Annotated in this window: 24 protein-coding genes; 10 read left to right on the plus strand and 14 right to left on the minus strand. The window is 71.6% G+C overall.

The genetic code is table 11. The features are described 5' to 3' along the window. Positions 1 to 33 precede the first annotated feature (33 nt). From ACFQMF_RS02690 to ACFQMF_RS02710, 5 genes are all read left to right on the plus strand, one after another. On the plus strand, positions 34 to 1,134 hold the full coding sequence (locus ACFQMF_RS02690) for a DoxX family protein (RefSeq protein ID WP_256407569.1): 1,101 nt from the start codon (positions 34 to 36) through the stop codon (positions 1,132 to 1,134). 90 nt (positions 1,135 to 1,224) lie between these two features. Then, the gene (locus tag ACFQMF_RS02695) at positions 1,225 to 2,517 is read left to right on the plus strand and encodes a glucose-6-phosphate isomerase (protein ID WP_256407570.1); all 1,293 of its coding nucleotides are present in this window, start codon (positions 1,225 to 1,227) and stop codon (positions 2,515 to 2,517) included. 72 nt (positions 2,518 to 2,589) lie between these two features. Continuing rightward, positions 2,590 to 3,318, plus strand: a complete 729-nt coding sequence (locus tag ACFQMF_RS02700) for a CPBP family intramembrane glutamic endopeptidase (RefSeq protein WP_256407571.1) — start codon at positions 2,590 to 2,592, stop codon at positions 3,316 to 3,318. 362 nt (positions 3,319 to 3,680) lie between these two features. Beyond that, on the plus strand, positions 3,681 to 4,700 hold the full coding sequence (locus tag ACFQMF_RS02705) for an aldo/keto reductase (RefSeq protein WP_256407572.1): 1,020 nt from the start codon (positions 3,681 to 3,683) through the stop codon (positions 4,698 to 4,700). A 100-nt stretch (positions 4,701 to 4,800) separates the two neighbouring features. Continuing rightward, entirely contained in the window at positions 4,801 to 5,736 is a 936-nt protein-coding gene (locus tag ACFQMF_RS02710; RefSeq protein WP_256407573.1) for a M14 family metallopeptidase, read from the plus strand. Positions 5,737 to 5,743: 7 nt separating this feature from the next. Here ACFQMF_RS02710 and ACFQMF_RS02715 read toward each other — a convergent pair whose 3' ends face one another. Further along, complete coding sequence (locus ACFQMF_RS02715) at positions 5,744 to 6,121, minus strand: DUF5811 family protein (RefSeq protein ID WP_092563984.1); 378 nt, start codon at positions 6,119 to 6,121, stop codon at positions 5,744 to 5,746. An 85-nt stretch (positions 6,122 to 6,206) separates the two neighbouring features. Next, a complete protein-coding gene (locus ACFQMF_RS02720) occupies positions 6,207 to 6,752 on the minus strand; it encodes a pyruvoyl-dependent arginine decarboxylase (protein ID WP_256407574.1) in 546 nt (181 codons plus the stop codon). Between ACFQMF_RS02720 and ACFQMF_RS02725 the strand changes: the two genes are divergently transcribed. Then, positions 6,742 to 6,945 carry a hypothetical protein gene (locus tag ACFQMF_RS02725; protein WP_256407575.1) on the plus strand — a complete coding sequence of 68 codons (204 nt, stop codon included), beginning with the start codon at positions 6,742 to 6,744 and terminating at the stop codon, positions 6,943 to 6,945. The genes ACFQMF_RS02720 and ACFQMF_RS02725 overlap by 11 nt on opposite strands. Before the next feature lie 314 nt (positions 6,946 to 7,259). On the opposite strand, the gene pan2 is transcribed toward ACFQMF_RS02725, so the two are convergent. Continuing rightward, positions 7,260 to 8,480, minus strand: coding sequence for a proteasome-activating nucleotidase Pan2 (gene pan2, locus ACFQMF_RS02730; protein WP_256407576.1), 1,221 nt, complete (start codon positions 8,478 to 8,480; stop codon positions 7,260 to 7,262). Between the two features lie 271 nt (positions 8,481 to 8,751). On the opposite strand from pan2, the gene ACFQMF_RS02735 reads away from it, so the two are divergent. After that, positions 8,752 to 9,309, plus strand: coding sequence for a response regulator (locus ACFQMF_RS02735; RefSeq protein WP_256407577.1), 558 nt, complete (start codon positions 8,752 to 8,754; stop codon positions 9,307 to 9,309). Between the two features lie 49 nt (positions 9,310 to 9,358). Here the strand turns inward: ACFQMF_RS02735 and ACFQMF_RS02740 are convergent, their stop codons facing one another. From ACFQMF_RS02740 to ACFQMF_RS02755, 4 genes are all read right to left on the minus strand, one after another. Further along, positions 9,359 to 9,643 (minus strand): amphi-Trp domain-containing protein, encoded by a 285-nt coding sequence (locus ACFQMF_RS02740; protein ID WP_256407578.1) that lies wholly within the window; start codon positions 9,641 to 9,643, stop codon positions 9,359 to 9,361. A gap of 215 nt (positions 9,644 to 9,858) precedes the next feature. Next, complete coding sequence (locus tag ACFQMF_RS02745; RefSeq protein WP_256407579.1) at positions 9,859 to 10,938, minus strand: aminopeptidase; 1,080 nt, start codon at positions 10,936 to 10,938, stop codon at positions 9,859 to 9,861. Positions 10,939 to 11,075: 137 nt separating this feature from the next. Further along, on the minus strand, positions 11,076 to 12,437 hold the full coding sequence (locus ACFQMF_RS02750; protein ID WP_256407580.1) for a sulfatase-like hydrolase/transferase: 1,362 nt from the start codon (positions 12,435 to 12,437) through the stop codon (positions 11,076 to 11,078). A 104-nt stretch (positions 12,438 to 12,541) separates the two neighbouring features. Beyond that, complete coding sequence (locus tag ACFQMF_RS02755) at positions 12,542 to 12,664, minus strand: hypothetical protein (RefSeq protein ID WP_256407581.1); 123 nt, start codon at positions 12,662 to 12,664, stop codon at positions 12,542 to 12,544. A gap of 189 nt (positions 12,665 to 12,853) precedes the next feature. On the opposite strand from ACFQMF_RS02755, the gene ACFQMF_RS02760 reads away from it, so the two are divergent. The 3 genes from ACFQMF_RS02760 to ACFQMF_RS02770 all read left to right on the plus strand — a co-directional run bounded on the left by ACFQMF_RS02760 (position 12,854) and on the right by ACFQMF_RS02770 (position 16,240). Next, on the plus strand, positions 12,854 to 13,810 hold the full coding sequence (locus tag ACFQMF_RS02760; protein ID WP_256407582.1) for an HFX_2341 family transcriptional regulator: 957 nt from the start codon (positions 12,854 to 12,856) through the stop codon (positions 13,808 to 13,810). Between the two features lie 544 nt (positions 13,811 to 14,354). After that, the gene (gene cofH, locus ACFQMF_RS02765; RefSeq protein WP_256407583.1) at positions 14,355 to 15,782 is read left to right on the plus strand and encodes a 7,8-didemethyl-8-hydroxy-5-deazariboflavin synthase subunit CofH; all 1,428 of its coding nucleotides are present in this window, start codon (positions 14,355 to 14,357) and stop codon (positions 15,780 to 15,782) included. Positions 15,783 to 15,922: 140 nt separating this feature from the next. After that, entirely contained in the window at positions 15,923 to 16,240 is a 318-nt protein-coding gene (locus ACFQMF_RS02770; RefSeq protein WP_256407584.1) for a DUF2250 domain-containing protein, read from the plus strand. Positions 16,241 to 16,270: 30 nt separating this feature from the next. Here ACFQMF_RS02770 and hmgA read toward each other — a convergent pair whose 3' ends face one another. The 7 genes from hmgA to ACFQMF_RS02805 form a co-directional block, all read right to left on the minus strand. Beyond that, positions 16,271 to 17,494: a hydroxymethylglutaryl-CoA reductase (NADPH) gene (gene hmgA, locus ACFQMF_RS02775; protein WP_256407585.1), complete on the minus strand. Its 1,224-nt coding sequence runs from the start codon at positions 17,492 to 17,494 to the stop codon at positions 16,271 to 16,273. A 97-nt stretch (positions 17,495 to 17,591) separates the two neighbouring features. Further along, positions 17,592 to 18,065 carry a GNAT family N-acetyltransferase gene (locus ACFQMF_RS02780; protein ID WP_256407586.1) on the minus strand — a complete coding sequence of 158 codons (474 nt, stop codon included), beginning with the start codon at positions 18,063 to 18,065 and terminating at the stop codon, positions 17,592 to 17,594. A gap of 174 nt (positions 18,066 to 18,239) precedes the next feature. Then, positions 18,240 to 18,530 (minus strand): hypothetical protein, encoded by a 291-nt coding sequence (locus ACFQMF_RS02785; RefSeq protein WP_256407587.1) that lies wholly within the window; start codon positions 18,528 to 18,530, stop codon positions 18,240 to 18,242. A 307-nt stretch (positions 18,531 to 18,837) separates the two neighbouring features. Continuing rightward, positions 18,838 to 19,215 (minus strand): DUF3209 family protein, encoded by a 378-nt coding sequence (locus tag ACFQMF_RS02790; RefSeq protein ID WP_256407588.1) that lies wholly within the window; start codon positions 19,213 to 19,215, stop codon positions 18,838 to 18,840. Between the two features lie 36 nt (positions 19,216 to 19,251). Further along, a complete protein-coding gene (locus ACFQMF_RS02795) occupies positions 19,252 to 20,469 on the minus strand; it encodes a CbiX/SirB N-terminal domain-containing protein (protein WP_256407589.1) in 1,218 nt (405 codons plus the stop codon). Beyond that, positions 20,466 to 21,203, minus strand: a complete 738-nt coding sequence (locus ACFQMF_RS02800) for a cobalamin biosynthesis protein (protein WP_256407590.1) — start codon at positions 21,201 to 21,203, stop codon at positions 20,466 to 20,468. Before ACFQMF_RS02800 ends, ACFQMF_RS02795 begins: the two co-directional genes overlap by 4 nt. After that, the gene (locus tag ACFQMF_RS02805) at positions 21,200 to 21,484 is read right to left on the minus strand and encodes a ferredoxin (protein ID WP_256407813.1); all 285 of its coding nucleotides are present in this window, start codon (positions 21,482 to 21,484) and stop codon (positions 21,200 to 21,202) included. The genes ACFQMF_RS02800 and ACFQMF_RS02805 overlap by 4 nt, the downstream gene beginning before the upstream one ends. Positions 21,485 to 21,492: the final 8 nt, after the last annotated feature.

The following is a 21,492-nucleotide window of genomic DNA, read 5'->3' on the forward strand; positions in this document are numbered from 1 at the left end:
ACCGTTAGGTGCGTCCGGCCCGTAGGAGGGGGTATGTCCGTTCGCTCTCGATCGGTCGCCGTCGCCGCGTTCGCCCTGTTCGCGACGCTCGTCGCGCGGCCGGTCGCGGCCCACGTGGACTACGTCACCGAAGACTCGGGCGATCCGCTCGACGCGGTCGCGTTCACCGCCGAGGTGCTCTCCGACCCGTTCAACGCGGCGCTGTTCGCGGGGTCCGGCCTCCTCGCGGTGGCCGGGATCGCCGCCTACCTGTGGGTGCGCCCGACGATCGTCGACGTCGTGGTCCTCCGCGAGAAGCTCGCCGGCTACGGCGACCTCGTCCCGTGGATGCTGCGGCTCGCCGTCGGGCTCCCCCTCGTCGGCGCCGGCTTCCAGGGGTACCTGTTCGCGCCGACGCTCTCGTTCGACCCCGGGGCGAGCCCGCTCCTCCGGGTGCTGTTCATCGGGCTCGGCTTCTGTCTCCTCTTCGGGCTCGCGACGCGGATCGTCTCGGTCGCGGGGCTGGCGACGTACGCGTGGGTGTTCCTCGCCGTCGACTCCCTCGTCGTCCTCGCGGTGGAGTACGTCCCGATACTCGTCGCGCTGGCGGTCCTCGGCGGCGGGCGCCCGAGCGCCGACGACATGCTGTTGGAGGTGGCGAGCACGCCGGGGTCGTACTACGGCCGGATCGACCCCGTCCACCACCTGAAGGCGTTCCTCGACGAGTCGACCGCGCCCCTGCGGCGGTACGTCCCGACGGTGCTACGGGTCGGCATGGGCGTCTCGTTCGTCTACCTCGGGCTGATCCAGAAGCTCGCGGACCCGGGCAGCGCGTTACGGGTCGTCGAGAAGTACGACCTCACGTCGGTCGTCCCCGTCGACCCCGGGCTGTGGGTCGTCGGCGCCGGCGTGACCGAGATGGCGGTGGGGCTGGCGCTGATCTTCGGCTTCTTCACCCGCGGCGCGGCCGCGCTCTCGTTCGCGCTGTTCACGACGACGCTGTTCGGGCTCCCGGACGACCCGGTCCTCGCCCACGTGGCGCTGTTCGGGATGGCCTCCGCCGTCTTCACGCTCGGCTCCGGGCCGCTCGCGTTCGACCGGTGGGTGGGGCGGCCCGCGCTCGGCGACGACGAGTCGGTCATCCCCGCGGACTGAGGGGCGCGGGCGGGGGCGCCGCCCGTCCGTCGGCGGGCGCGCCCGGCCGCACCGGCCGGTTTTATGTCTCGCTCGTCCGCGTGGTGAGGTATGCACGTGGACCTCGGCAACGCGTTGGAGACGACGCCCGGACTCACCCGCGAGACGCTGGAGCGGCTCGACGAGCGCGTGGCGAACGCGCACGGTCGGATCACCGCCGGGATGGCCGGCGACGAGTTCGGCTACGCCGCGCTGACGCTCCCGGAGACGGCCGATCCGGACGCGATCCGCGCGACGACCGATCGCTTCGACCGCCCCGAGGCGGTCCTGACCGTCGGGATCGGTGGGAGCGCGCTCGGCGCGGCGACGATCGCGAACGCCCTCGATAGCGACGTGGACGCCCACTTCCTCGACAACGTCGACCCGGACGAGACCCGGGCGCTGCTCGACCGCCTCCCGCTCGCCGACACCGTCGTCAACGTCGTCTCGAAGTCCGGGACGACCGCGGAGACGCTCGCGAACTTCCTCGTCGTGCGCGAGGCGATGACGGCGGCCGGGGTCGACTGGACCGAGCGCACGCTCGTGACGACCGGCGAGGCGGGGAACCTCCGGGCGCTCGCGGACGCCCACGACCTCCCCGCGCTCGACGTGCCGGACGGGGTGCCGGGGCGCTTCTCCGCGCTCTCGACCGTCGGGCTCGCGGTGCCGGCGCTGCAGGGCCACGACGTCGAGGCCGTGCTGGCGGGCGGGCGCGACGCGATGGAGAGCCTGTCCGGGTCGCTGTTCGAGACGCCGGCGTACGCCTACGGCGCGGCGACGTACGCGCTCGCGGAGCGCGGCGCGCTCACGAACGCCGTGATGCCGTACGCGGAGTCGCTGGAGACGTTCGCAGAGTGGTTCGCGCAGCTGTGGGCCGAGAGCCTCGGCAAGGACGGGCTCGGTCAGACCCCGGCGCGGGCGCTCGGCGCGACCGATCAGCACTCCCAGCTCCAGTTATACCGCGCCGGCCCGCCGGACAAGCTGGTCTCCCTGATCCGGCCGACCGAGCGCGCCGAGGCGCCGATCCCGGAGACCGACCTCGACGGCCTGGCGTACCTCGGCGGCTCGTCGCTCGGCGAACTGTTGGACGCCGAGTTCGAGGCGACCGAGGCGAGCCTCGCGGCCGCGGACGTGCCGAACCTGCGCGTCGAGATCGACCGCGTCGACGAGCGGAACCTCGGTCGACTGCTCTACGAGATGGAGGCCGCCTGCGTGCTGTACGGCGAGCTCGCGGGCGTCTCGACGTTCACGCAGCCCGCGGTCGAGTGGGGGAAGAAGGCGGCGCGGGGGCTGCTCGGCGGCGGCGACTTCCCCGAGGCCGACGCCGTGGCCGACAAGCGCGAGCTGCGCGTCGACGGTTCCTGAGGTCGGCTCGGTCGGCCGCAGGCCCGTTCCCCTTCCGGTGCCGATAAACGCCCGCACGCCGTACGGCCGCCAATGAGCGAGTCGCTGTCCGAGCCGGCGAACCGGATCCTCCGCGTCGCGAGCGCGGCGTTCGCGGTCTTCCTCGCGGTCTTCGTCGCCGGCGCGGTGACGACGCCCGTCTCCGAGTTCGCGGTCTCGCTCGGGCTCGTCGGAGCGGAGACGACCGGGCTTCAGGTGCTCCGGACCCTGCTGCAGTTCGCCGGGTTCCTCGTCGCGGTCGCGGGGTACCTCGCGATCACCGACCAGTGGGAGCTCGTCGGCGTCTCCCGGCCGACGCCCCGGGACGCCGGGCTCGTCGTCGTCGGCGGGGCGGTCCTGTTCGCGTTCCAGTACGGCGCGCTGTTCGTGCTGGGCGAGATCGGGCTCACGACCGGGCAGAACCAGGCGGTCGTGCCCGACGGCGACCCGGTGACGTACTACCTCGTCATGGTCGCGGTCTCGCTGCTCGTCGTCGGCCCGGTCGAGGAGGCGCTGTTCCGCGGGGTCGTGCAGGGCGGGCTCCGACGCGCGTTCGGCGCGGTCCCGTCGATCCTGCTCGCGAGCCTCGCGTTCGGGCTGATCCACCTGCCCTCCGTTTCCGGAACGCCCGGCCAGCAGTGGGCCTACGTCGCCGTCGTCGTCGTGCTCGGCGCGGTGCTCGGCTACCTCTACGAGCGCACGGGGAACGTTATCGTTCCCGGGCTCGCGCACGGCGTCTACAACGCCGTCATCTACGTGGTGCTGCTCGTGCAGTCGCTGTGAGACGTGCGTGACGCCGATGATAATACGTCTGCTGTTTCGGTCGCTCGGCGGTACGTAGTTGATCTCGGACCGTCGGTGAACACCGCCAAAGCCCCCGCCTCGCCGGCTGCCCCTTTGAGTCCCACCCGACCGCAACCGCACAGCGCCTCACGCCTCCCCAGCCTCGCGGTTCGCTCGGGGTTCCCTCCGGTCGCCCCTCACTCACCGCATCCCTCGCGCGTGCTGGCTCGCGGCCTGTCGGCCGCTCGCAGGCACGCGCCACCGCGATCCGTTCGTAACCGTCGTCTTCGTGACTGGCCTCTCACTCCGCGGTTCCGCCTCCGGAACGCCCTTGCCGTCGCCCCGATCAGGTGGGGGTGAACATGAACCATCGCGAGCTCGGCGACGTCGGCGCGGTCAGCGAGGTCGGCTACGGCTCCTGGCAGATCGGGAGCGACTGGGGCGACGTGAGCGAGTCGGAGGCGGTCGCGGCCGTCGAGGCCGCCCGCGACGCCGGGATCGACTTCTTCGACACCGCCGACGTCTACGGCGACGGGCGCTCGGAGCAGATCCTCGGGGCGGTCCTCGAAGGCGACATCGCGCGCGGCGACGTGACGGTCGCCACGAAGGCCGGCCGCCGCCTCGACCCCCACGTCGCCGACGGCTACACCGAGGCGAACCTCCGGCGGTTCGTGGACCGCTCGCGCGAGAACCTCGGCGTGGAGACGCTGGACCTGGTCCAGCTCCACTGCCCGCCGACGGACGTCTACTACCGACCGGAGACGTTCGACGCGCTGGCGACGCTCGCCGACGAGGGCCGGATCGCGGAGTACGGCGTCAGCGTCGAGCGCGTCGAGGAGGGGCTCAAGGCGGTCGAGTACCCCGGCGTCGAGTCGGTCCAGATCATCTTCAACCCCTTCCGCCAGCGCCCGGCCGAGCTGTTCCTCGACCGGGCCGCCGACCGCGACGTCGGCGTGATCTGCCGGGTGCCGCTCGCCTCGGGCCTGCTGACCGGCGCGCTCTCGCGGGACGCGGAGTTCCCGGAGGACGACCACCGCAACTACAACCGCGACGGCGACGCCTTCGACGTGGGCGAGACGTTCGCGGGGATCCCCTACGAGACCGGCCTTGACGCGGCCGACGCGCTCGCGGAGCGCGCCGACGCGGTCGGCGCCGACCCGACCGACGCGGCCGGCGACGGCCTCTCGCTCGCGCAGTTCTCGCTCCGGTGGATCCTCGACCACGACGCCGTCTCGACCGTCATCCCGGGGTCGACGACCCCCGAACACGTCCGCGCGAACGCGGCCGTCAGCGACCGCTCAGGGCTCGGCGACGACGCGCACGAGACGGTCCGCGAGGTGTACGACGAGCACGTCCGCGAGCACGTCCACCACCGCTGGTGAGGGCTGGTCGGCGGCGAGCGGCCGCCGTCGACGAACGGCCGCCGCCGAGGAGCGATCGGACGGCTACCCTTTATTATTCGACCGGCTCGTACGGTGTGCCATGGAAACGATCGAGCGCGGGTCGGCCGGCTCGGCTCGCGTCGCGATCGTCGGCGGGATCCACGGCGACGAGCCGGCCGGCGAGCGGATCGTCAGGCGCCTCGCCGACGAACTCGACGAGACGGGCGCGGGGAGCGGCGGCGTCAGGCTGATCGTCGCCAACGAGCCGGCGCTGGCGGCGGGGACCCGGTACACCGACGCGGACCTGAACCGGGTCTTCCCGGGGGACCCCGACAGCGACGAGTACGAGCGGGCGCTCGCGCCGCGGCTCGCGGCCGAGCTGGAGGGGATGGACGCGGTGCTCGCGCTCCACACCTCCCACAGCGCGCCGCCGCCGTTCGCGATCTACAGCGACCCGACCGAGTCCGTGCGCCGGAGCGTGACCGGCATGCCCGTGGAGTACGTGGTCGACTCCGGCGAGCTGCGGTCGACGACGCTCGACTCGGTCGTCCCGCACACGGTCTCGATCGAGGTCGGCAGACAGGGGAGCGAGGAGGCGGTCGCGTTCGGCTACGAGGCGTGCCTGGCGTTCCTCCGGGCGCACGGCGCGCTCGACGACGAGCCGCCGACGTTCACCGAGACGACCGTCGTCGCGGGCGATGAGGAGGTGCCGAAGGGGGGCGGCGAGCCGCGCGTCCACTTCGCGAACTTCGAGGCGATCCCGCCGGGGTCGGTGTTCGCCGAGGACGACGTGTACACCCACCGCGTCGAGGAGGAGGGGATCGTCCCGATCCTCGCGAGCGAGCAGGGTTACGAGGAGATATTCGGGATCTACGGCCGCGTGCGGGGCGTCATGGAGCCGCCGGCGTCGGCGACGGACGGAGCGACTGCGACGGAGGGGTCAGGGGAGGAACCGACGGAGAGGTCGGCGGAAGAGACGGCGAAGAAGTCCACGGAAGAGACGGCGGAGAGCTCTGCGGAGGAGTCGGCCGAGTAGCCCGGCCTCACTTCGCGGTCGGCGTGACGTCGCCGACGGCGTCCATCACCTGCATCGCGGCGCTGGCGGCCAGCCCGCGGGCGACCTCGTCGGTGTCGGCGTCGGCGATGCCGGCCTCCAGCTCGTCGGGGTCGGGCGTGAAGCCGGCCGAGACGGGGTGGCCGGCCGGGGGGTTGACCGCGACGGTCGCCTGGGGCCCGTTCGAGCCGACCGAGAGCTCGGAGCCGACGGCGTAGCTGTCCGGGAGGTACGACTCGGTTCGCGAAACGATTCCGGCGACCGCGCGCCGGAGGCGCCGTTCTTGATCGGGGGAGAGGTCGACGGCCGCGGGCTCGCCCGCGTTCGTCACGCCCGGTGCCCCGGCGTACGGGTTGTTGCCGTTCATCGAAGACACGTCTCGTACGCGGAGCCGGTTCAAAAAGGCGTCGGCGGGGGCGATCCGCTCGGCGGGGCGGCCGAGCCCGCTCCGGTCACAGGATCGGCTCCGACTCGCCGTACGCCGCGATCACGACCGCGGTGGTGTACCGCCCCGGCGCCGAGGCCGCCGTCTCCACGCGTACCTCCCGGTCCGGGAGCGCCCAGTCGCGCAGCTCTCCGCCAGCGTCGAGCCCGGCCTCGATGCGCTCGCGGACGTCGTCCGGGTCCTCGCCGGTCACCTCGTAGAAGAGACCGGGGCCGGGGCCGGTCGCCCAGCCGAGCCCGGCGGCGACGCCGGGACGCCGGCGCGGGGCGCGCTTCGAGCCCGCGTCCTCCGCGCCGGCGCGGCCCCCCTCGCGGAAGTCCACCTCGTCGTCCGGGCCGACGGTGCGGCGCGCCTCGACCGCGGTGAGGCGGTTGCCCGCGGGACCGAGGTCCGGGGCCTCCGCGACCGCCTCGACGGTCGCCTCAGCCGGGACCACGGAGGAGACCGCCACGAGGTTGTAGTTGTGGAGGTTCGCGTCCGCGAGCGCGGCGTCGTAGGAGGCCATCGCCGTGTCGGCGACGCCGACGCCGCCGGCGACGTGGATGGTGTTCATCGAGGTGAGGTCGGCGGTCCGCGTGCTAAGGGGTTACGGAGCGGCTGTACTCGGGCGGCCGGCCGACGCGGATTATTTCAACAACTGCGGTGGCGCGCGCCTGCGAGCGGCCGCCGAGGGCGGCCGCGAGGAGCGCCGCGCGAGGGAGCCCGTGGCCGCCATCGGCGGCCACGGCGAGGCTGGGGAGGCGTGAGGTTGCGGTTGCTGTGCGGTGGGACTCAAAGGGGTAGCCGCGAGGGCGAAGCACGCCACAGCAAGCACCGCAGCGAGCGGTAGCGAGCGAGGAGCGCAGCAAGGCGCGCGAGCCGTCGCGGCTGGGGCTTTGGGGGTGTTCTCTGTCACAGCGACTTCAACAGAGTATGGCCGAGCGGCTGGCGCTTTGGAGGTGTTCACCGGTGACCCATCAGCAACCATTTATAAACAAGCGGTTGGGGGTGTCGCGATCTTCCCCGCCGATCGACCGCCAGAAACGACGTAAAACCCGAAACCGACCGTTGACCAGTACGTCTAATACTGGTAGTTGATGACCTGTTCTTCCTTCTCCGCGTCCTGCAGCTTCTCGCGGGCCGCCTCGAAGTCGGCCTGCGTGACCTCGGTCCGGCCGTCGCGGATCGCGAACATCCCGGCCTCGGTCGCCAGCGAGGCGATGTCGGCGCCGCTGTACCCCTCCAGGTCCGCGGCGACCTCGGAGACGTCCGTCCCCTCGGCGACGTTCATGTCCTGCGTGTGGATCTCCAGGATGCGGGCGCGGCCCTCGGCGTCGGGCTCGGGCACCTCGATGAGGCGGTCGAAGCGGCCGGGACGCAGGATCGCCTCGTCGAGCATGTCGAAGCGGTTCGTCGCGGCCATGATCCGCACCTCGCCGCGGTCGTCGAAGCCGTCCATCTCGGAGAGCAGCTGCATCATCGTGCGCTGGACCTCGGCGTCGCCCGACGTCTTCGAGTCCGTGCGCTTGGCGGCGACGGCGTCGATCTCGTCGATGAAGATGACGGCGGGCTCGCGCTCGGCGGCCAGCTCGAAGAGGTCGCGGACGAGCCGCGCGCCCTCGCCGATGAACTTCCGGACGAGCTCGGATCCGGCCATCTTGATGAAGGTCGCGTCGGACTCGTTGGCGACCGCCTTCGCGAGCATCGTCTTGCCGGTGCCCGGCGGGCCGTGGAGGAGGACGCCGCTCGGGGGTTCGACGCCCACCGTCTCGAACTGCTCGGGGTTCTCTAAGGGGTCCTCGACGGCCTCGCGGACCTCCCGGATCTGGTCGTCGATGCCGCCGATGTCGGCGTACTCCACGTCCGGGGACTCGGTGACCTCCATCGCCTGCGCCCGGGAGTCGGTCTCGTCGTCGAGCACCTGCTGGACCGCGAACGAGTCGTTGATCGCGACGCGGTCGCCGGGGCGGAGGTTCTCGTCGAGCCGGGTGGACGCCTGCGTCAGCACCTCCTGGTTGTTGCCGTGCTGCTTGATGACGACGCCGTCGTCCGTGATTTCCTCGACCGACGCGATGTACAGCGACGAGGTCTTCAGCACCTCGTTCTCGCGTTTCAGCTCGTCGACGTCGGTCTTCAGCTCGCCGCGGCGGCCCTGCGCGTCGTCGAGCCGCTGCTCCAGTTCCTCGTTCACCTGGAGGATCCGCCGGTAGTGCTGGCGGATCGCTTCGAGCCGCTCCGTCTCGCTCATCTCCGGATCGAGTTCCAGACGGGGGCGGTCGGGCAGTGAGGGGCTGTGAGACATTCGTTACTCCACGATACGAAGCGCGCGTAAATGTGCCTTTGGGTCACGGCCGTTCGCCGGTTCGACCGCGGAACTGAAACCCCGCCCCGGCCGCGAGCGGAGCGTCCCTCCGCGCCCGCGGCCGGACCGGAGCGGCTATCAGCGCTGAGAACCGCGGGTCAACGTTTTAACAGGCCGCGTTCGTAGCCCGTGACATGAGCGCACGAACAGCGGTCGATCGCGTCGGTCCAACGTTCCCGGCGGGCGATTCGCGGGCCGAGGTCGCCCGACCATGAGCGACGAGACGCCGGCGACGGTGCTCGCGGTCGACGACGAGCCCGACCTCGCCGAGTTGTACCGGGTATACCTCGACTCGGCGTACGACGTCCGGATCGCGACTGGGGGGGAGGCCGCGCTGGAGCGGATGGACGAGTCGGTCGACGTCGTCCTCCTCGACCGGCGGATGCCGGACCTGTCCGGCCACGAGGTGCTCTCGGCGATGCGCGAGGCCGGCTACGACGCCCGCGTCGCGATGCTGACCGCGGTCGAGCCCGACGTCGACATCGTCGACATGCCGTTCGACGACTACAAGACGAAGCCGGTGACGAAGGAGGACCTCCTCACGCTCGTGGAGGTGCTCCTGCACCGCGCGGAGTTCGACGCGCACAGCCAGGAGTTCTTCGCGCTGGCGTCGAAGAAGGCCGCCCTGGAGGCCGCCGGCACGACGGGCACCGAGGAGTACGAGGAGCTCATCGAGCGCATGGAGTCGGTCCGCGACCGCGTCGACGACACGCTCGACAACCTCTCCGCGCGGGACGCCTTCGTCGAGGTCCCTGGCGGCGTCCCGTAGGTCGACCCCGTTTCGCTCCGATCGCTCGGTCGTCGACGCCCCGCCGCGATTACTCGATCGTTAACTCCCCGCCGGAGCCGCCGCTCTCGCCGCCCTCGTCCCACTCCAGCTCGAACTCGACGCTCAGCTCGCCGGGACCGTCGGCGGGGCCCTCGCGCTCCACCTTCACCTCGAAGGTCGGCCGGGTCGGGATCTCCATCGTCACCGACTCCTCGCCGCGCGCGAACGTGACGTCGCTCCCGGACTCCAGCGATTCGACGACCGTTCGGAGGTACGCGGCGATCTCCTCGCGGCTCCGACGGCTCTCCGACTCGAAGAGGACTTCTTCAGGCATGGCGTGACGTACGTCACACCGCCGTATAAAGCCGCACGCCGAAGCGAGACGACCCGCGAGTCCAGATCGGCGGCCGATCCCTCCGAACCCGTCCTCGAAGACGAACGTCCCAGTCGCACCTTTTTGCCGGGCGAGCGGAGCGAGGCCGGCGAAAATCTGCAGCAAAAAAACCGCGTCTCCGAGGACGGTCGTCGACTCCGCTTGCGGCCGATCCCTCAGAACCCGTCCTCAAAGACGAACGTCCCGTCGCGCTGGACGACCTCGCCGTCGACCTCGATGACGGAGTCCTCGCTCATGTCGACGATCATGTCGACGTGCTCGGCCGACTCGTTGATCTCGTTCCCCTCGCCGACCGTCTCCGGATACGCGGAGCCGACCGCCATGTGGACCGTGTCGCCCATCTTCTCGTCGAACAACATGTTGTATGTGAACCGGTCGATCTGGCGGTTCATCCCGATGCCGAGCTCGCCGAGCCGGCGGGAGCCCTCGTCGGTGTCGAGGATTCCCGTCAGCAGCTCCTCGTTGCGCTCGGCGGAGTGCGAGACGACCTTTCCATCTTTGAACCGGAGCCGGATCCCGTCGATCTCCCGGCCGTAGCGGTACAGCGGGAGGTCGAAGTGGACCTCGCCGTCAACCCCGTCGCGGACGGGCGCCGTGAACACCTCGCCGCCCGGGAGGTTCGCCTCGCCGTCGTCGTTGAGCGTCTGGTTCCCCGACACGTCGAGCGTGACGTCCGTCCCCTCGCCCGAGCGGATCCGGACCTCGTCGGCGTCGTCCAGGATCGCGACCATCTCCGCCTGGAACGCGCGCTGCTCGTCCCAGTCGAGCGAGACGGCGTCCCAGACGAAGTCCTCGTACGCCTCGGTGCTCATCCCGGCGAGCTGCGCGTGGCTCGCTGTCGGGTACTGCGTGAGACACCACGTCTTCGAGAGGCGCGTCCGCTTGACGTCCTCCATCGCGCGGTTGTAGGCGGCGTTCGTCTCGGGGTCGACGTCGGCGTCCTCGGTCGCGTTCGCCCCGCCGCGCGCGATGACGAACACGTCGGCCTCCCGATACAGCGCGAGCCGGTGCTCCGGCTCGGTGAACTCGTCCGAGTTGCGCTTGAACGCGCGCTGGGCGCGCTTCGAGTAGTTGAGGTACACCGGGTTGGCGCCGCGGTCCCCGCAGATCTCGTGGAGGGCGACCGCGAGGTCCTCGGCCTCGGCGGGCAGCTGGATGACGACGTCGTCGCCGGACTCGATGCCGGTCGAGTGGTCGGCGATGATCTCGGCGTGCTCGCGGATGCGTGCGTCCATACGGTCCCTTCTCGCGCCGGGGGATTACCGTTACCGCTTCCGCGTCAGGAATCCGTCGCGATCGCGGCCGCCGGGACCGGTCGCGGTCGTCGGGATCGGTCGTGGCCTCGATCGTCGGAATCGGCCGTCCGAACCGGTCACTCTAGGTAGCCGAGGGCGCGGAGCTGCGCCTCGTCGTACCGCTCGGCGTCTCGCGCCTCGCCCGCGGGACCGCCGCGCGCGGCGAGGACGGCCGACAGGGACTCGGGGTCCGGTCGGGGCGCCGCGTCCGGGGGGCGGCGCTCGCGAACCCGCTCCGCCGCCGGGTCGTCGCTCGGGGCGACCGTCCGCAGCGCGTCGATCCCGTCGGCGGTCCGCCGCCCGAACAGCTTCTCGCCGTCGTCCCGGCGGACCCCGTGGACGAGGTCCGTCGCGCCGAGGGTCCTGGCGACCGTGAAGGCGTGCTCGCGGGCGAACGACGGGGGCGAGGGCGCGGTCGCCGGCCCGGGACCGTCGGCCGCCGCCGCCGTCGCCGCCGTCGCCGGGACCGCCAGCATCCGCGGGAGGTCGATCAGCGAGACCTGGTCCGCGACGACCGACGCCGGCCAGTCCGGGCGGGCGACCACCAGCGGGACGCGGACGAGCGACTCCCAGGAGGCCGCGGGGACGTGACCGATCAGCCCGCGGTCGGGCTCGAAGTTCTCGCCGTGGTCGGCCGTCAGCGCGAGCACGTCCCGGTCGGGGTCGTAGTGACCCCGGTCGCGGAGCCGCGCGACGAACCGCTCGACCGCCGCCCCGAGCGCGTCGCAACTCCGGTCGTACAGCGCCCGGATCGGACCGAGGTCGGCCGGGTCGACGGCGTCGACGCCGCGGACGGCGAGGCTCCGACTCCGCGCCGAGGTCCGGTAGTCGCCGGGCTCGGGGGGCGCGTCGGTCGGCGGCCAGTACGGGGTGTGGGTGTCCATGTAGTGGATCCAGCAGAAGACCGGGCCGTCCGCGGCGGCGAGCCGCTCCTCGGCGCGGTCGTGCAGCGTCGTCGCCGACCGGTAGTAGGGTCCGAGGAGGCCGAGTCGCCGCGCGAGCGGCCACACCGCGTCGAAGTAGCCGCGCTCGACGACCCGCGTCAGCGACCGCGGGAGCGCCTCGTCGAACCGCGCCGTCAGTCCGCCCTCGGTCGCTTCGTCCTCCCCTCCTGTTTCATCGAGCGCCGGCCGGATCAGGGGGTTGTCCGTCAGCAGCACCGTCTCGTAGCCCGCCTCGCGGAACCGCGCGAGGAGCGACGGGGCGTCGTCGCCGGCGTCGCCCGAGCCGCCGGCCGCCTCGCCCTCGGAGTCGGTGCCGTCGACGAATCGCCCGGTCGCGAGTGCCGGAACGGAACTGGCCGTGAACGGGGCGGGCGCGACGGCGGTAGCGAACCGCGTCCCGTCCAGTTCGTCCGCGAGGCGCTCGGCCGCGCCGGCGAAGGCGTCGGCGCGCAGCGAGTCCGCGGACAGCAGGAAGACGTTCGGCGCGCGCTCCATGGCGAAGCCGAGGGGGCGAGCGTGTTAAGCGCGTCGGGGGCGTCCCGTCTCCGGCTCGGAATCGCCGTTCGGAACGGGGGAGAAACGCGACGAGGAGAGGGGCGTCAGGAGCGCAGCCACGCCAGCAGGCGGGCGGCCGGGCTGGTCGCCGCGTCGAGGTCCTCGGGTCGCGGAGTGTCTTTCAGTCGCTCGGGGCCGTGTTCGATATTCGACTTGCTAACTCCCATTACGGTATTCGATTGTGGTCGCACGTAGAAAAAGAACTCGAAATGTAAATTTATGCTCTCAAAAAGTCCATTATGTACTATTGTAATCATCACTATCGTTCGGGATCGGCGGCGCGGTCCGTCTCTCGCACGGTCGTCGGAACGGGGCCTCTTGAGGAGATATATAACCGGTCCGGCGTACCGTCACGTATGCAGACGCACATCGTGCCGGTCGGCTTCGACTACGACCGCATGATCGCCCCGCTCATCCGGGACCAGTTCGACGTCGACCGGGTGATCCTCCTGGAGGGGACGGTCGGCAGCGAGGCCAACGTCGAGTACTCGCGGAACATCGCCCGGAAGCTCGAACAGGACTTTCGGAACCTGCTCGGCGCCGAGACCGTCCGTGAGCGCCTGACCGACGTGTACGACTACGACGCCGCCTTCGAGCGCGCCTACGACCTGATCAACGCGGAGCTGGACCGAGACGGCGTCGAGGGCGACTCTGACGACGCGGACGACCGCGAGGTGTGGGTGAACCTCTGTTCGATGCCCCGACCGGTCTCGTTCGCGTTCGCGACCGCGGCCCACTCGATCATGGTCGAGCGGCAGGCCGACCGCGACCGCATCCACACCTACTACACCGCCCCGGAGAAGTACCTGGAGACCGAGCTCGCGGAGGAGCTCCGCGCGAACCGCGACCTCCTGCGCGAGCTGGTCGAGCGCGACGCGGTCGACGGCGAGGCGGTGGACGAGGACCGCGTCGCCGACCGGCTCGACACGACGACGTCGCTGTTAGCGGAGTTCGACGAGCGCGGCACCACCATCGGCGCGAAGCGCATCGGCGACAGCCACGTGATCGAGCTGCCCGTCGCCTCCTTCCAGAACGTCAAGCCGTTCGAGGAGCTCGTGCTCTTCACGCTGGGCGAGCACGGCGAGTTCGCCTCCGTCTCCGAGCTCGCGGAGACGCTCGCGGACGACCTCAACGAGGAGTACACCGACTCGTTCCGCTCGAAGGTGATCTACAACGTCGACCGGCTCGGCCCCGGCGGGAAGGGGTACATCGAGCAGGAGGCGCACGGGAAGTCCTACCGGACGACACTCTCGCGGATCGGCCGGCTCTGGGTCCGCGCGCACGCCGACGAGGATCGGGAACTGGCGCGATAAGTCGGGGTTACCGCGAACGTGCTTCGAATCGTGGCCGTTCATTTATGAATCGCTGCTGACGCGGTGACTGACCTCGAAGCCCCAGCCGCTCGGTGATACGTGTTTAGCTACTTCACCGCGAACACCTCCAAAGCCCCAGCCGCGACGACTCGCGCGGCTCGGTGCGCTCCGCGCTCGTTCGCTTCGCTCACTCGCTGCGATGCTTCCGTCGCCGTGCTTCGTCCTCGCGACTGCCCCTTTGAGTCCCGCCCGCACCGCACGGCGACCGCACCTCACGCCTCCCCAGCCTCGCCGCGGCCGCCATCGGCGGCCGCGGGCTCCCTCGCGCGTGCGGTTCGCGGCCTGCCGGCCGCTCACCGGCACGCGCCACCGCGTTCGTTTAAATACGAAGTCGAGTGAATCTCTCTAATTTATATCCCATGTCGCCGGCGGCGGTTCGGGCCTCCATTTCGCTCGTATCTCGCGCGTGCGGCCCGTATCACGGTTCTGAGAGGGGATGCCGTGACCGTCCCGCTTTTGGTCGTGGGGCGGGGACGGTTACCACATGACTTCGGCGCGGGACTCCGACGCGGCCGCCGGCGACGCGGCCGCGCTCGACGACGACTTCGGCTTCGACGACCCCGCCACCGACCAGTCGTTCGAGAACGCGCTGGCGAAGGCCCGCGACGGGACCCGGCTCACGGTCGACGACGCCACCGAGCTCCTCGCGACCGGCACGGACCGGGCGGGGATCGACCCGGTCCGGAAGGAGGCCGTCTTGGAGGCCGCGGACCGGCGGCGCCGCGAGGCGGTCGGCGACGAGGTGACGTTCGTCGCCAACCTCAACAACAACGTCACGACCGCCTGCAACACGGGCTGTCTGTTCTGCAACTTCAAGGACTCGGCGCACGCGTTCGAGGCCGACAGCGACGCGGACCACGCCGGGTTCACGAAGCCCCCGGCGGAGTCCCGCCGGATCGTCGAGGACGCCCTCGACATGGGGATCTACGAGGTGTGCTCGGTGTCGGGGCTCCACCCCGCGCTGGCGCTGAACGAGGCGCACCACGAGGTCCTCTCGGCGTACGACGACCCGGCGAGCGCGGTGAACTACAAGCCGCCCGAGCGGTACGACACCGACCCGGGCACCTACGTCGAGCAGATCGAGGCGATGTCCGTCGGCGGGGTCCACCTGCACTCGATGACGCCGGAGGAGGCGTACCACGCCGCCCGCGGCACCGACTGGGAGTACGAGGCGGTGTACCGCGAGCTCGCTTCGGCCGGGCTCGACTCGGCGCCCGGCACCGCCGCGGAGATCCTCGTCGACGAGGTCCGCGACGTGATCTGCCCGGGCAAGATCCGCACGGACGACTGGGTGGCGGCGATGGAGGGCGCGGTCGCGGCCGGGCTCGACGTCACCTCGACGATGATGTACGGCCACGTCGAGACCGTCGAACACCGCGCGGAACACCTGAAAGTGATCCGGGACCTCCAGGACCGCACCGGGGGGATCACGGAGTTCGTCCCCCTCTCGTTCATTCATCAGAACACCCCCCTCTACCGCCACGGCGTCGTCGACTCCGGCCCCTCGCGCGACGAGGACGAGCTCGTGGTGGCGGTCGCCCGCCTCTTCCTCGACAACGTCGACCACGTGCAGGCCTCGTGGGTGAAGTCGGGCGACGCCCACGGCCTGAAGCTGCTCAACTGCGGCGCCGACGACTTCATGGGCACCATCCTCTCGGAGGAGATCACGAAGCGGGCCGGCGGCGAGTACGGCGAGTACCGGTCGTTCGACGACTACGTCGAGATGATCGCGGCGATCGGTCGCACCCCGGTCGAGCGCTCCACCGACTACCGCACCCGCCGCCGGATCGACCCCGACGAGGGCCCCCACGGGCCGCGGCTCGGTCCCCGGGCCGACGGCTCCCCCATGCTGCCGGACCGGTCGCCCGACACCCCGGGCCCCGAGGGCGAGTCGGCCGGCGCGGACGACTGAGGATCGGCGACGAGAGCGAGTCGGCCGGGGCGGGTGACGAGGGACCGACGTCGACGCACGCCGCTTTCCCTTTCGCCGCCTCCCAGGGACCGGGAACGGCCGCAATACTCTTTATATTGGTATGCATTAACACGGGTAGCATGCCAGCGTCAGACGCGCCGACCGCCGGCTCGGGGAGGGACGCGCCGCCCGAGGAGGACGGCGCCGACCCCGACCGCTCCGGACTCGCGCTCACCCGCTCCGACGAGCGGGTGCTCGCGTACCTCGACGACGTCGGGACCGACTACCCCGCGTTCGTCGCGAGCAACACGGGGCTGTACGTCGAACACGTCGAGTCGCGGCTGGACGCGCTCGACGGGGCGGGGCTCGTCGAGCGGGTGACCGGCGAGGCGGTCTTCCGCGTCACCGACGCCGGCCGCGACGCGCTCCGCGACGACTGCGACCGGTGGTCGGACTGAGCGCGTTCCGGTGAGGCGACCGCGGCCGCCCTATCGTCCGAGGTCCGCGTGCGCCGAGGAGAGGTGTCTGGAGCCGAGCGCCGCGAGCAGCGAGAGCTCGCCCGCGAGCGCGCCGACCGCGATCGCTTCCGCGAGCGCGTCCCCGTTGCTCCCGGCGGGGTCGCCGCCCCCGCGGACGCCGAGCACGTCGAGCCCGGCGGCCTGCGTCGGGAGCGTCGTCCCCCCGCCGACGGTCCCGACTTCGAGGCTCGCCAGCGACACGGAGCAGTAGAGGTCGCCCTCCGGCGTCGCCTCCGCGGTCGTGATCGCGTTCGCGCCCTCGACGACCTGCGCCTCGTCCTGTCCGGTGGCGAGGAACATCGCCGCGACCGCGTTGGCGACGTGGGCGTTGAAGCCGAGCCCGCCGGCCTTCGCGGAGCCGACGAGGTTCTTCCGGGTGTTGATCTCGGCGATCGCCTCCGGGGTCGTGTGGAGCCGGTCCTCGACGACCTCGCGGGGGACCTCGACGTCGGCGCTCACGGAGCGGCCGCGGCCCTCGACCGCGTTGATCGCGGCGGGCTTCTTGTCGGCACAGAGGTTCCCGGAGAGCGCGACGAGCGAGGCGTCCGTCTCGGCCTCGATCGCGTCGCAGGCCTCCCGCGTCGCGATGGTGGCCATGTTCATCCCCATCGCGTCCTTCGTGTCGTAGCGGAACCGGAGGAAGACGTTGTTGCCGACGACGTACGGCGTCACGTCGAGCAGCTCGCCGTGGCTCGTCGTCGACTCGGCGGCCTCGCGCAGCGTCCCCTCGTTGTCGCGGACCCACGCGACGAGCGCCTCCGCCTCGGCCACGTCGGCGACGCGGAACACCGGCGCGCGGGTCATCCCGCTCTTCGTCACCCGGGCGGTCGCCCCGCCGGCGTCGTTGACGACCGAGCAGCCGCGGTTGATCGAGGCGACCAGCGCGCCCTCCGTGGTCGCCAGCGGGAGGTAGCGCTCGCCGGCGAACGCGCCGCCGTCGACCGAGACGGGGCCGGCGACGCCGAGCGGCACCTGCACGGCGCCGATCATGTTCTCGACGTTCGACCCGTGGGCGTCGGCGGCGTCGAAGGCGTAGTCGCCCAAGACGTCGACGTCGGCGTCCGCGGTCTCCGCGACGAGGCGGCGGCGGGCCGCCGCGGCCGTGTCGGCGTCGGCGTGCTCTTCGAGCTCGTGGAAGCGGACCTCGCCGTCGCGGACGCGCTCCGCGAGCGACGCGGGGGTGGGATCGGTCATGCCCGCGTCTCCTCGCGGCGCGTGCTAATGGTTGTCGATTCGGCGGGGGAGACGGGGCTCCCGGCCGCGGCCGCTTCGGCGTCCGACGGCCCCAGCTTCAGCGCCCGACGATCCCGGAGAGCCGCTCGCGCAGCGACTCGCCGCCGAGCTTCAGGTAGTAGGCGTCGCCGCCGTCCTCGTAGTAGCCGTCGATCCGGCGGACGACCTCGAAGCCGAGGTGCTCGTAGAAGCCGAGCGCCGACTCGTTCGTCGTCCGGGCGTGACAGGTGACCGACCGATGCTCCTCGGCGACGTCGGCGACGAGCCGCTCCGCGTGGCCGCGCCCCCGGTGGTCGGGGTGGACGGCGAGGAAGAGGATGTAGCCGTCGCGGCGGACCGAGGCGAACGCGACGAGCGCGTCGTTCTCGACGAGGAGGTGCGTCGTGGAGCGGCGGTAGGCGTCGGTGAAGAAGCCGCGGCGCTGCCGGAGGACCCCTTCCTCGGCTCGGATCCGCTCTTTGAGGTCCCACGCCGCCGCGGCGTGGTCGGACGCTCCGGGCGGGTCCGTCCGCTTCTTCACGTTGACGCTCACTGCAAGGATGTAATACGCCAGCGGATTATAACTCCACCGCCACCGGGAACGTGGGAAACACCGGAACGTCGTGGAGTCGCGGTTGAGCGACTACTGAAAGGCGCGAACTCTCGGGTTCCTCGGAAGCCGAACGACTCGCGTTCGACGCAAACCGTCCGGATCGAGGGAGCCCCCTCAGTCGGCGAGCCTTCGTGAGGGTGGGCGACCCGGGAACGGTAGGTGGGTCCCGATGACCCGGTCGACGCCGAGATCAGTCACGAGAATCCCGGTGATCCGGTCGACCGGATCGCCGATACGTCGCCGGTAAACGACTACCTGCTTACGGTACGGGCCGACCGGTCCCAAGCCGGACAGCCAGATACGGGGCTTCAGTCGCTCCCGCATCTCGACGACGAGCGATCGGAACCACTCGAACACCAAGTGAACGCCGCCCGTCGAGCGTTGTTCGAGATCGGCGCGTTGCATCGGCCGACCTGCGGGCGGTGCGAGCCGATATGCGACGCGGGGGATCCGGTCGCGGGCGTCCGGAGGGGTCGCGTCGGATGCGGTCGGAACCCCTATGGCGTGTTCCCGGACGTCCCCCGAAGTCCTGTGAGGCGACGAGGTCGAACGGTGTCTCGGCCGGCTCGTCGTCGGGCGACGGGGAGCCCACCGCGAACGCGGAGCACAGGCGGTAGCGGGCCGCAGTACGGAGCTGTTTCCGCCACTCGGTTCGCCGGGGATCCGCCCTGCGGTGATCTCGGGACCGGTTCGCTCTCCGCCGGGTATGGTGTCACTCCTCGACGGGGAACACCTCGTGGAGTGTGTGGTGTGAGTCCCCGAGGTCGTCGAGGAGCGACTCGCCGGCGTCGGCGAGCCGGGCCACCGATCGCTCGGCGTCCCGGACGGCCACGAGGCGGCCGCGGGCGTACCCGTACTCCGGGTCGTCCGCGTCGAGGGCCGCGACCTCCTCCTCTAGGTCGACGAGCGCGGCGTCGAGGTGGCGCCGAAGCTCCGCGAGGGAGTCGGCGGCCGCGAGGGCGGCGATCGGCGTGTCGCCGTCGAGGGCGTCGCCGAGCTCCCCCTCCGCGTGGCGGCGGACGGCGTCGTCCGTGGTTCCGAGGCAGTTCATCAGACCGAGTCGTAGGGCTTCGATTTCGTCACAGCTCATCGTGGAAGTGGTCGTTATGGGCGTGGTCGCGCGGTCTCACAGCGTCTGGTGAACGAGGTCGCTGACGATTCGGTCCCGCTCGACGGCGGAGACGATCCGGTCGGCGTCCGCGTCGTCGCAGGCCCCGTACCAGACCCCGTCGGGGTACTGCGCGACGATCGGCCCGTCGCCGCACTGGTCGAAGCACGACGACCGCGTCACGTGGACGTCGGCGTCGGCGTCCCGGGCCGCCTGTCGGAGGTTCTCCAGGACCGCGGGGGAGCCGCCCGCCGCGCAGGTCTGGTTCGTGCAGACGGCGAGGTGGGTCTCCGGCGCGTCGTGGGCGTGGGGCTCGTCGGCGACGTCGTCGCGGTCCTCGTGCGCCTGCTGGTGGGTCAGCGCGCGGAGCATCGCGCGCGCGCCGCCCTCGTCCTCCTCGTACCCGTCGAGTTCGACCTTGTACTTGCAGGTGTCACACGACATGTCGACCGAGTCGGTGCGCGCCTCCTGCCACCGGTCGGCGAGGACGTCCAGCAGCCGCGTGTCCGTCCCGAGCGGGTCGCCGGCCGCGGCGTCGACGTACGGGTACTCCGCGTCGAAGTCGGCGGCGCCGTCGCGGATCCGCCCGGTCAACACGCCGTCGCCGAGCATGTACGGCAGCACGACGACCGCGTCCGGTCGGGTCTTCGCGACGTCGTGGAGCACCTCGTCGAGGAGGGGTTCGGTGACGCCGATGAAGCCCGCCGCCACCCGGTCGAACTCGCGGCCCTCGTACAGCAGCCTCGCGAGCTTGTGCACGTCGGCGTTCGAGTCCGGGTCCGAGGAGCCGCGGGCGCAGACCACGACGGCGACGTCGTCGGCCGCGCGGTCGACGCCCAGCTCCGCCTCCACGGCCCGCGCCCGGTCGTCGAGCAGGTCGAGTATCGCCGGGTGGATCCCGAGGTGGGCGCCCGCGTGGAACCTGACGTTCGGGTGGTCGCTTCGCGCCCGCTTCACGGCGAGCGGGAGGTCGTTCTTGACGTGGCTGGCCGCGAACAGCGACAGCGGGACCATCGTGATCCGGCCGGAGCAGTGCGCGAGCGTCTCGATCGCCTCGGGGATCGACGGCTCCGCGAGCTCGAGGAACGCGGCGTCGGTCGAGACGCCGATCCGGTCTTCGAGCCCGGCCGCGAGCTCGCGCACCGCCTCGTTCGACTTGTCCCGGCGCGAGCCGTGGCCGACGAGCAGCGCGGTCTCGTCGTCGCCGATCCCGACGGCGTCGGCCGCGCGGCTCACGGCTCATCCCCCTCCGCGTCGGTCGGGTCGGTCCCCTCTGCGTCGGTCGCTTCGATGAGGCTTCCGACGTCGAGGCCCGCGGCCCGCTCGACGCTGCGGAGGGTCTTGCGGCGGCGGCTCGTCGCGAACAGCCCGCTGTCGGCGGCGCCCTCGTACACCCACTCGGCGAACGCGGCCGTGTCGCCGTCGGCGACGCCGAACCAGTGCCCGCCCGACGACGACGGCTGCGGCTCCGCCGATCCGAACCCCGCCGCGTCGAGGAGCGTCCGGACCCGCGACAGCAGCCGGGCGTCGTCGTGGACGAACGAGATCCCGACCGCGGCGCTCGACTCGCGGAAGCAGACGACGCCGCACGACTCCAGCAGCCCGCGGAGCAGCTCCCGGCGGTGGTCGCGGAGCGCGTCGAACCGGTAGCCGCCCGGATCGGAGCCGACCGGCAGGCCGAGCGCCGCCGCGGCGTTCGCGGCCAGCGTCGGGTCGACGACCTGCACGGTGTACTCGTCGGTCCGCCGGGTGACCGCCGTGTCGTGCGCGAAGTCGCGCTCGGCGATCCGGTGGTCGACGGTGCCGCCGCCGGCGATGGCCGACAGGCGACGGGCGGCGTCCTCGTCAGTGACCTCGATCTCGACGCTCCGCTCTGTCACCCGACCGCCGCCGGCGACGTGCCCCCAGAAGTAGGCCGTCTCCGGGTGGCGGGCGAGCATGTCGTCCGGCGTCGGCTCGACGGCGCTCACGCGTCACCTCCCCGTCGGTCGGCGGCGTCCCGCTCCTCGACGGCGATCGCGTCGAGCGGGCACGCCGCCGCGGCCGTCCGGGCCTCGTCGACGCGCCCGTCCGAGAACGTCGCCGCGACCTCGTCGGCGGTCCGCTCGACCGGGCCCGCCGCGTCGGCGGGGTCGAACCCGACGAGCCCCCCGTCGGCCTCGACGAACCGGTCGTCGCGGACGAGGCAGGCGAAGACCCCGTCGCAGGCGTCCAGGTCGACGGCGACGCGGTACGTCGTCTCGGTGTCGATCGGCTCGG

Origin of the sequence: Halorubrum rutilum, assembly GCF_042665015.1 — an archaeon.
GTDB classification, from domain to species: Archaea; Halobacteriota; Halobacteria; order Halobacteriales; family Haloferacaceae; genus Halorubrum; species Halorubrum rutilum.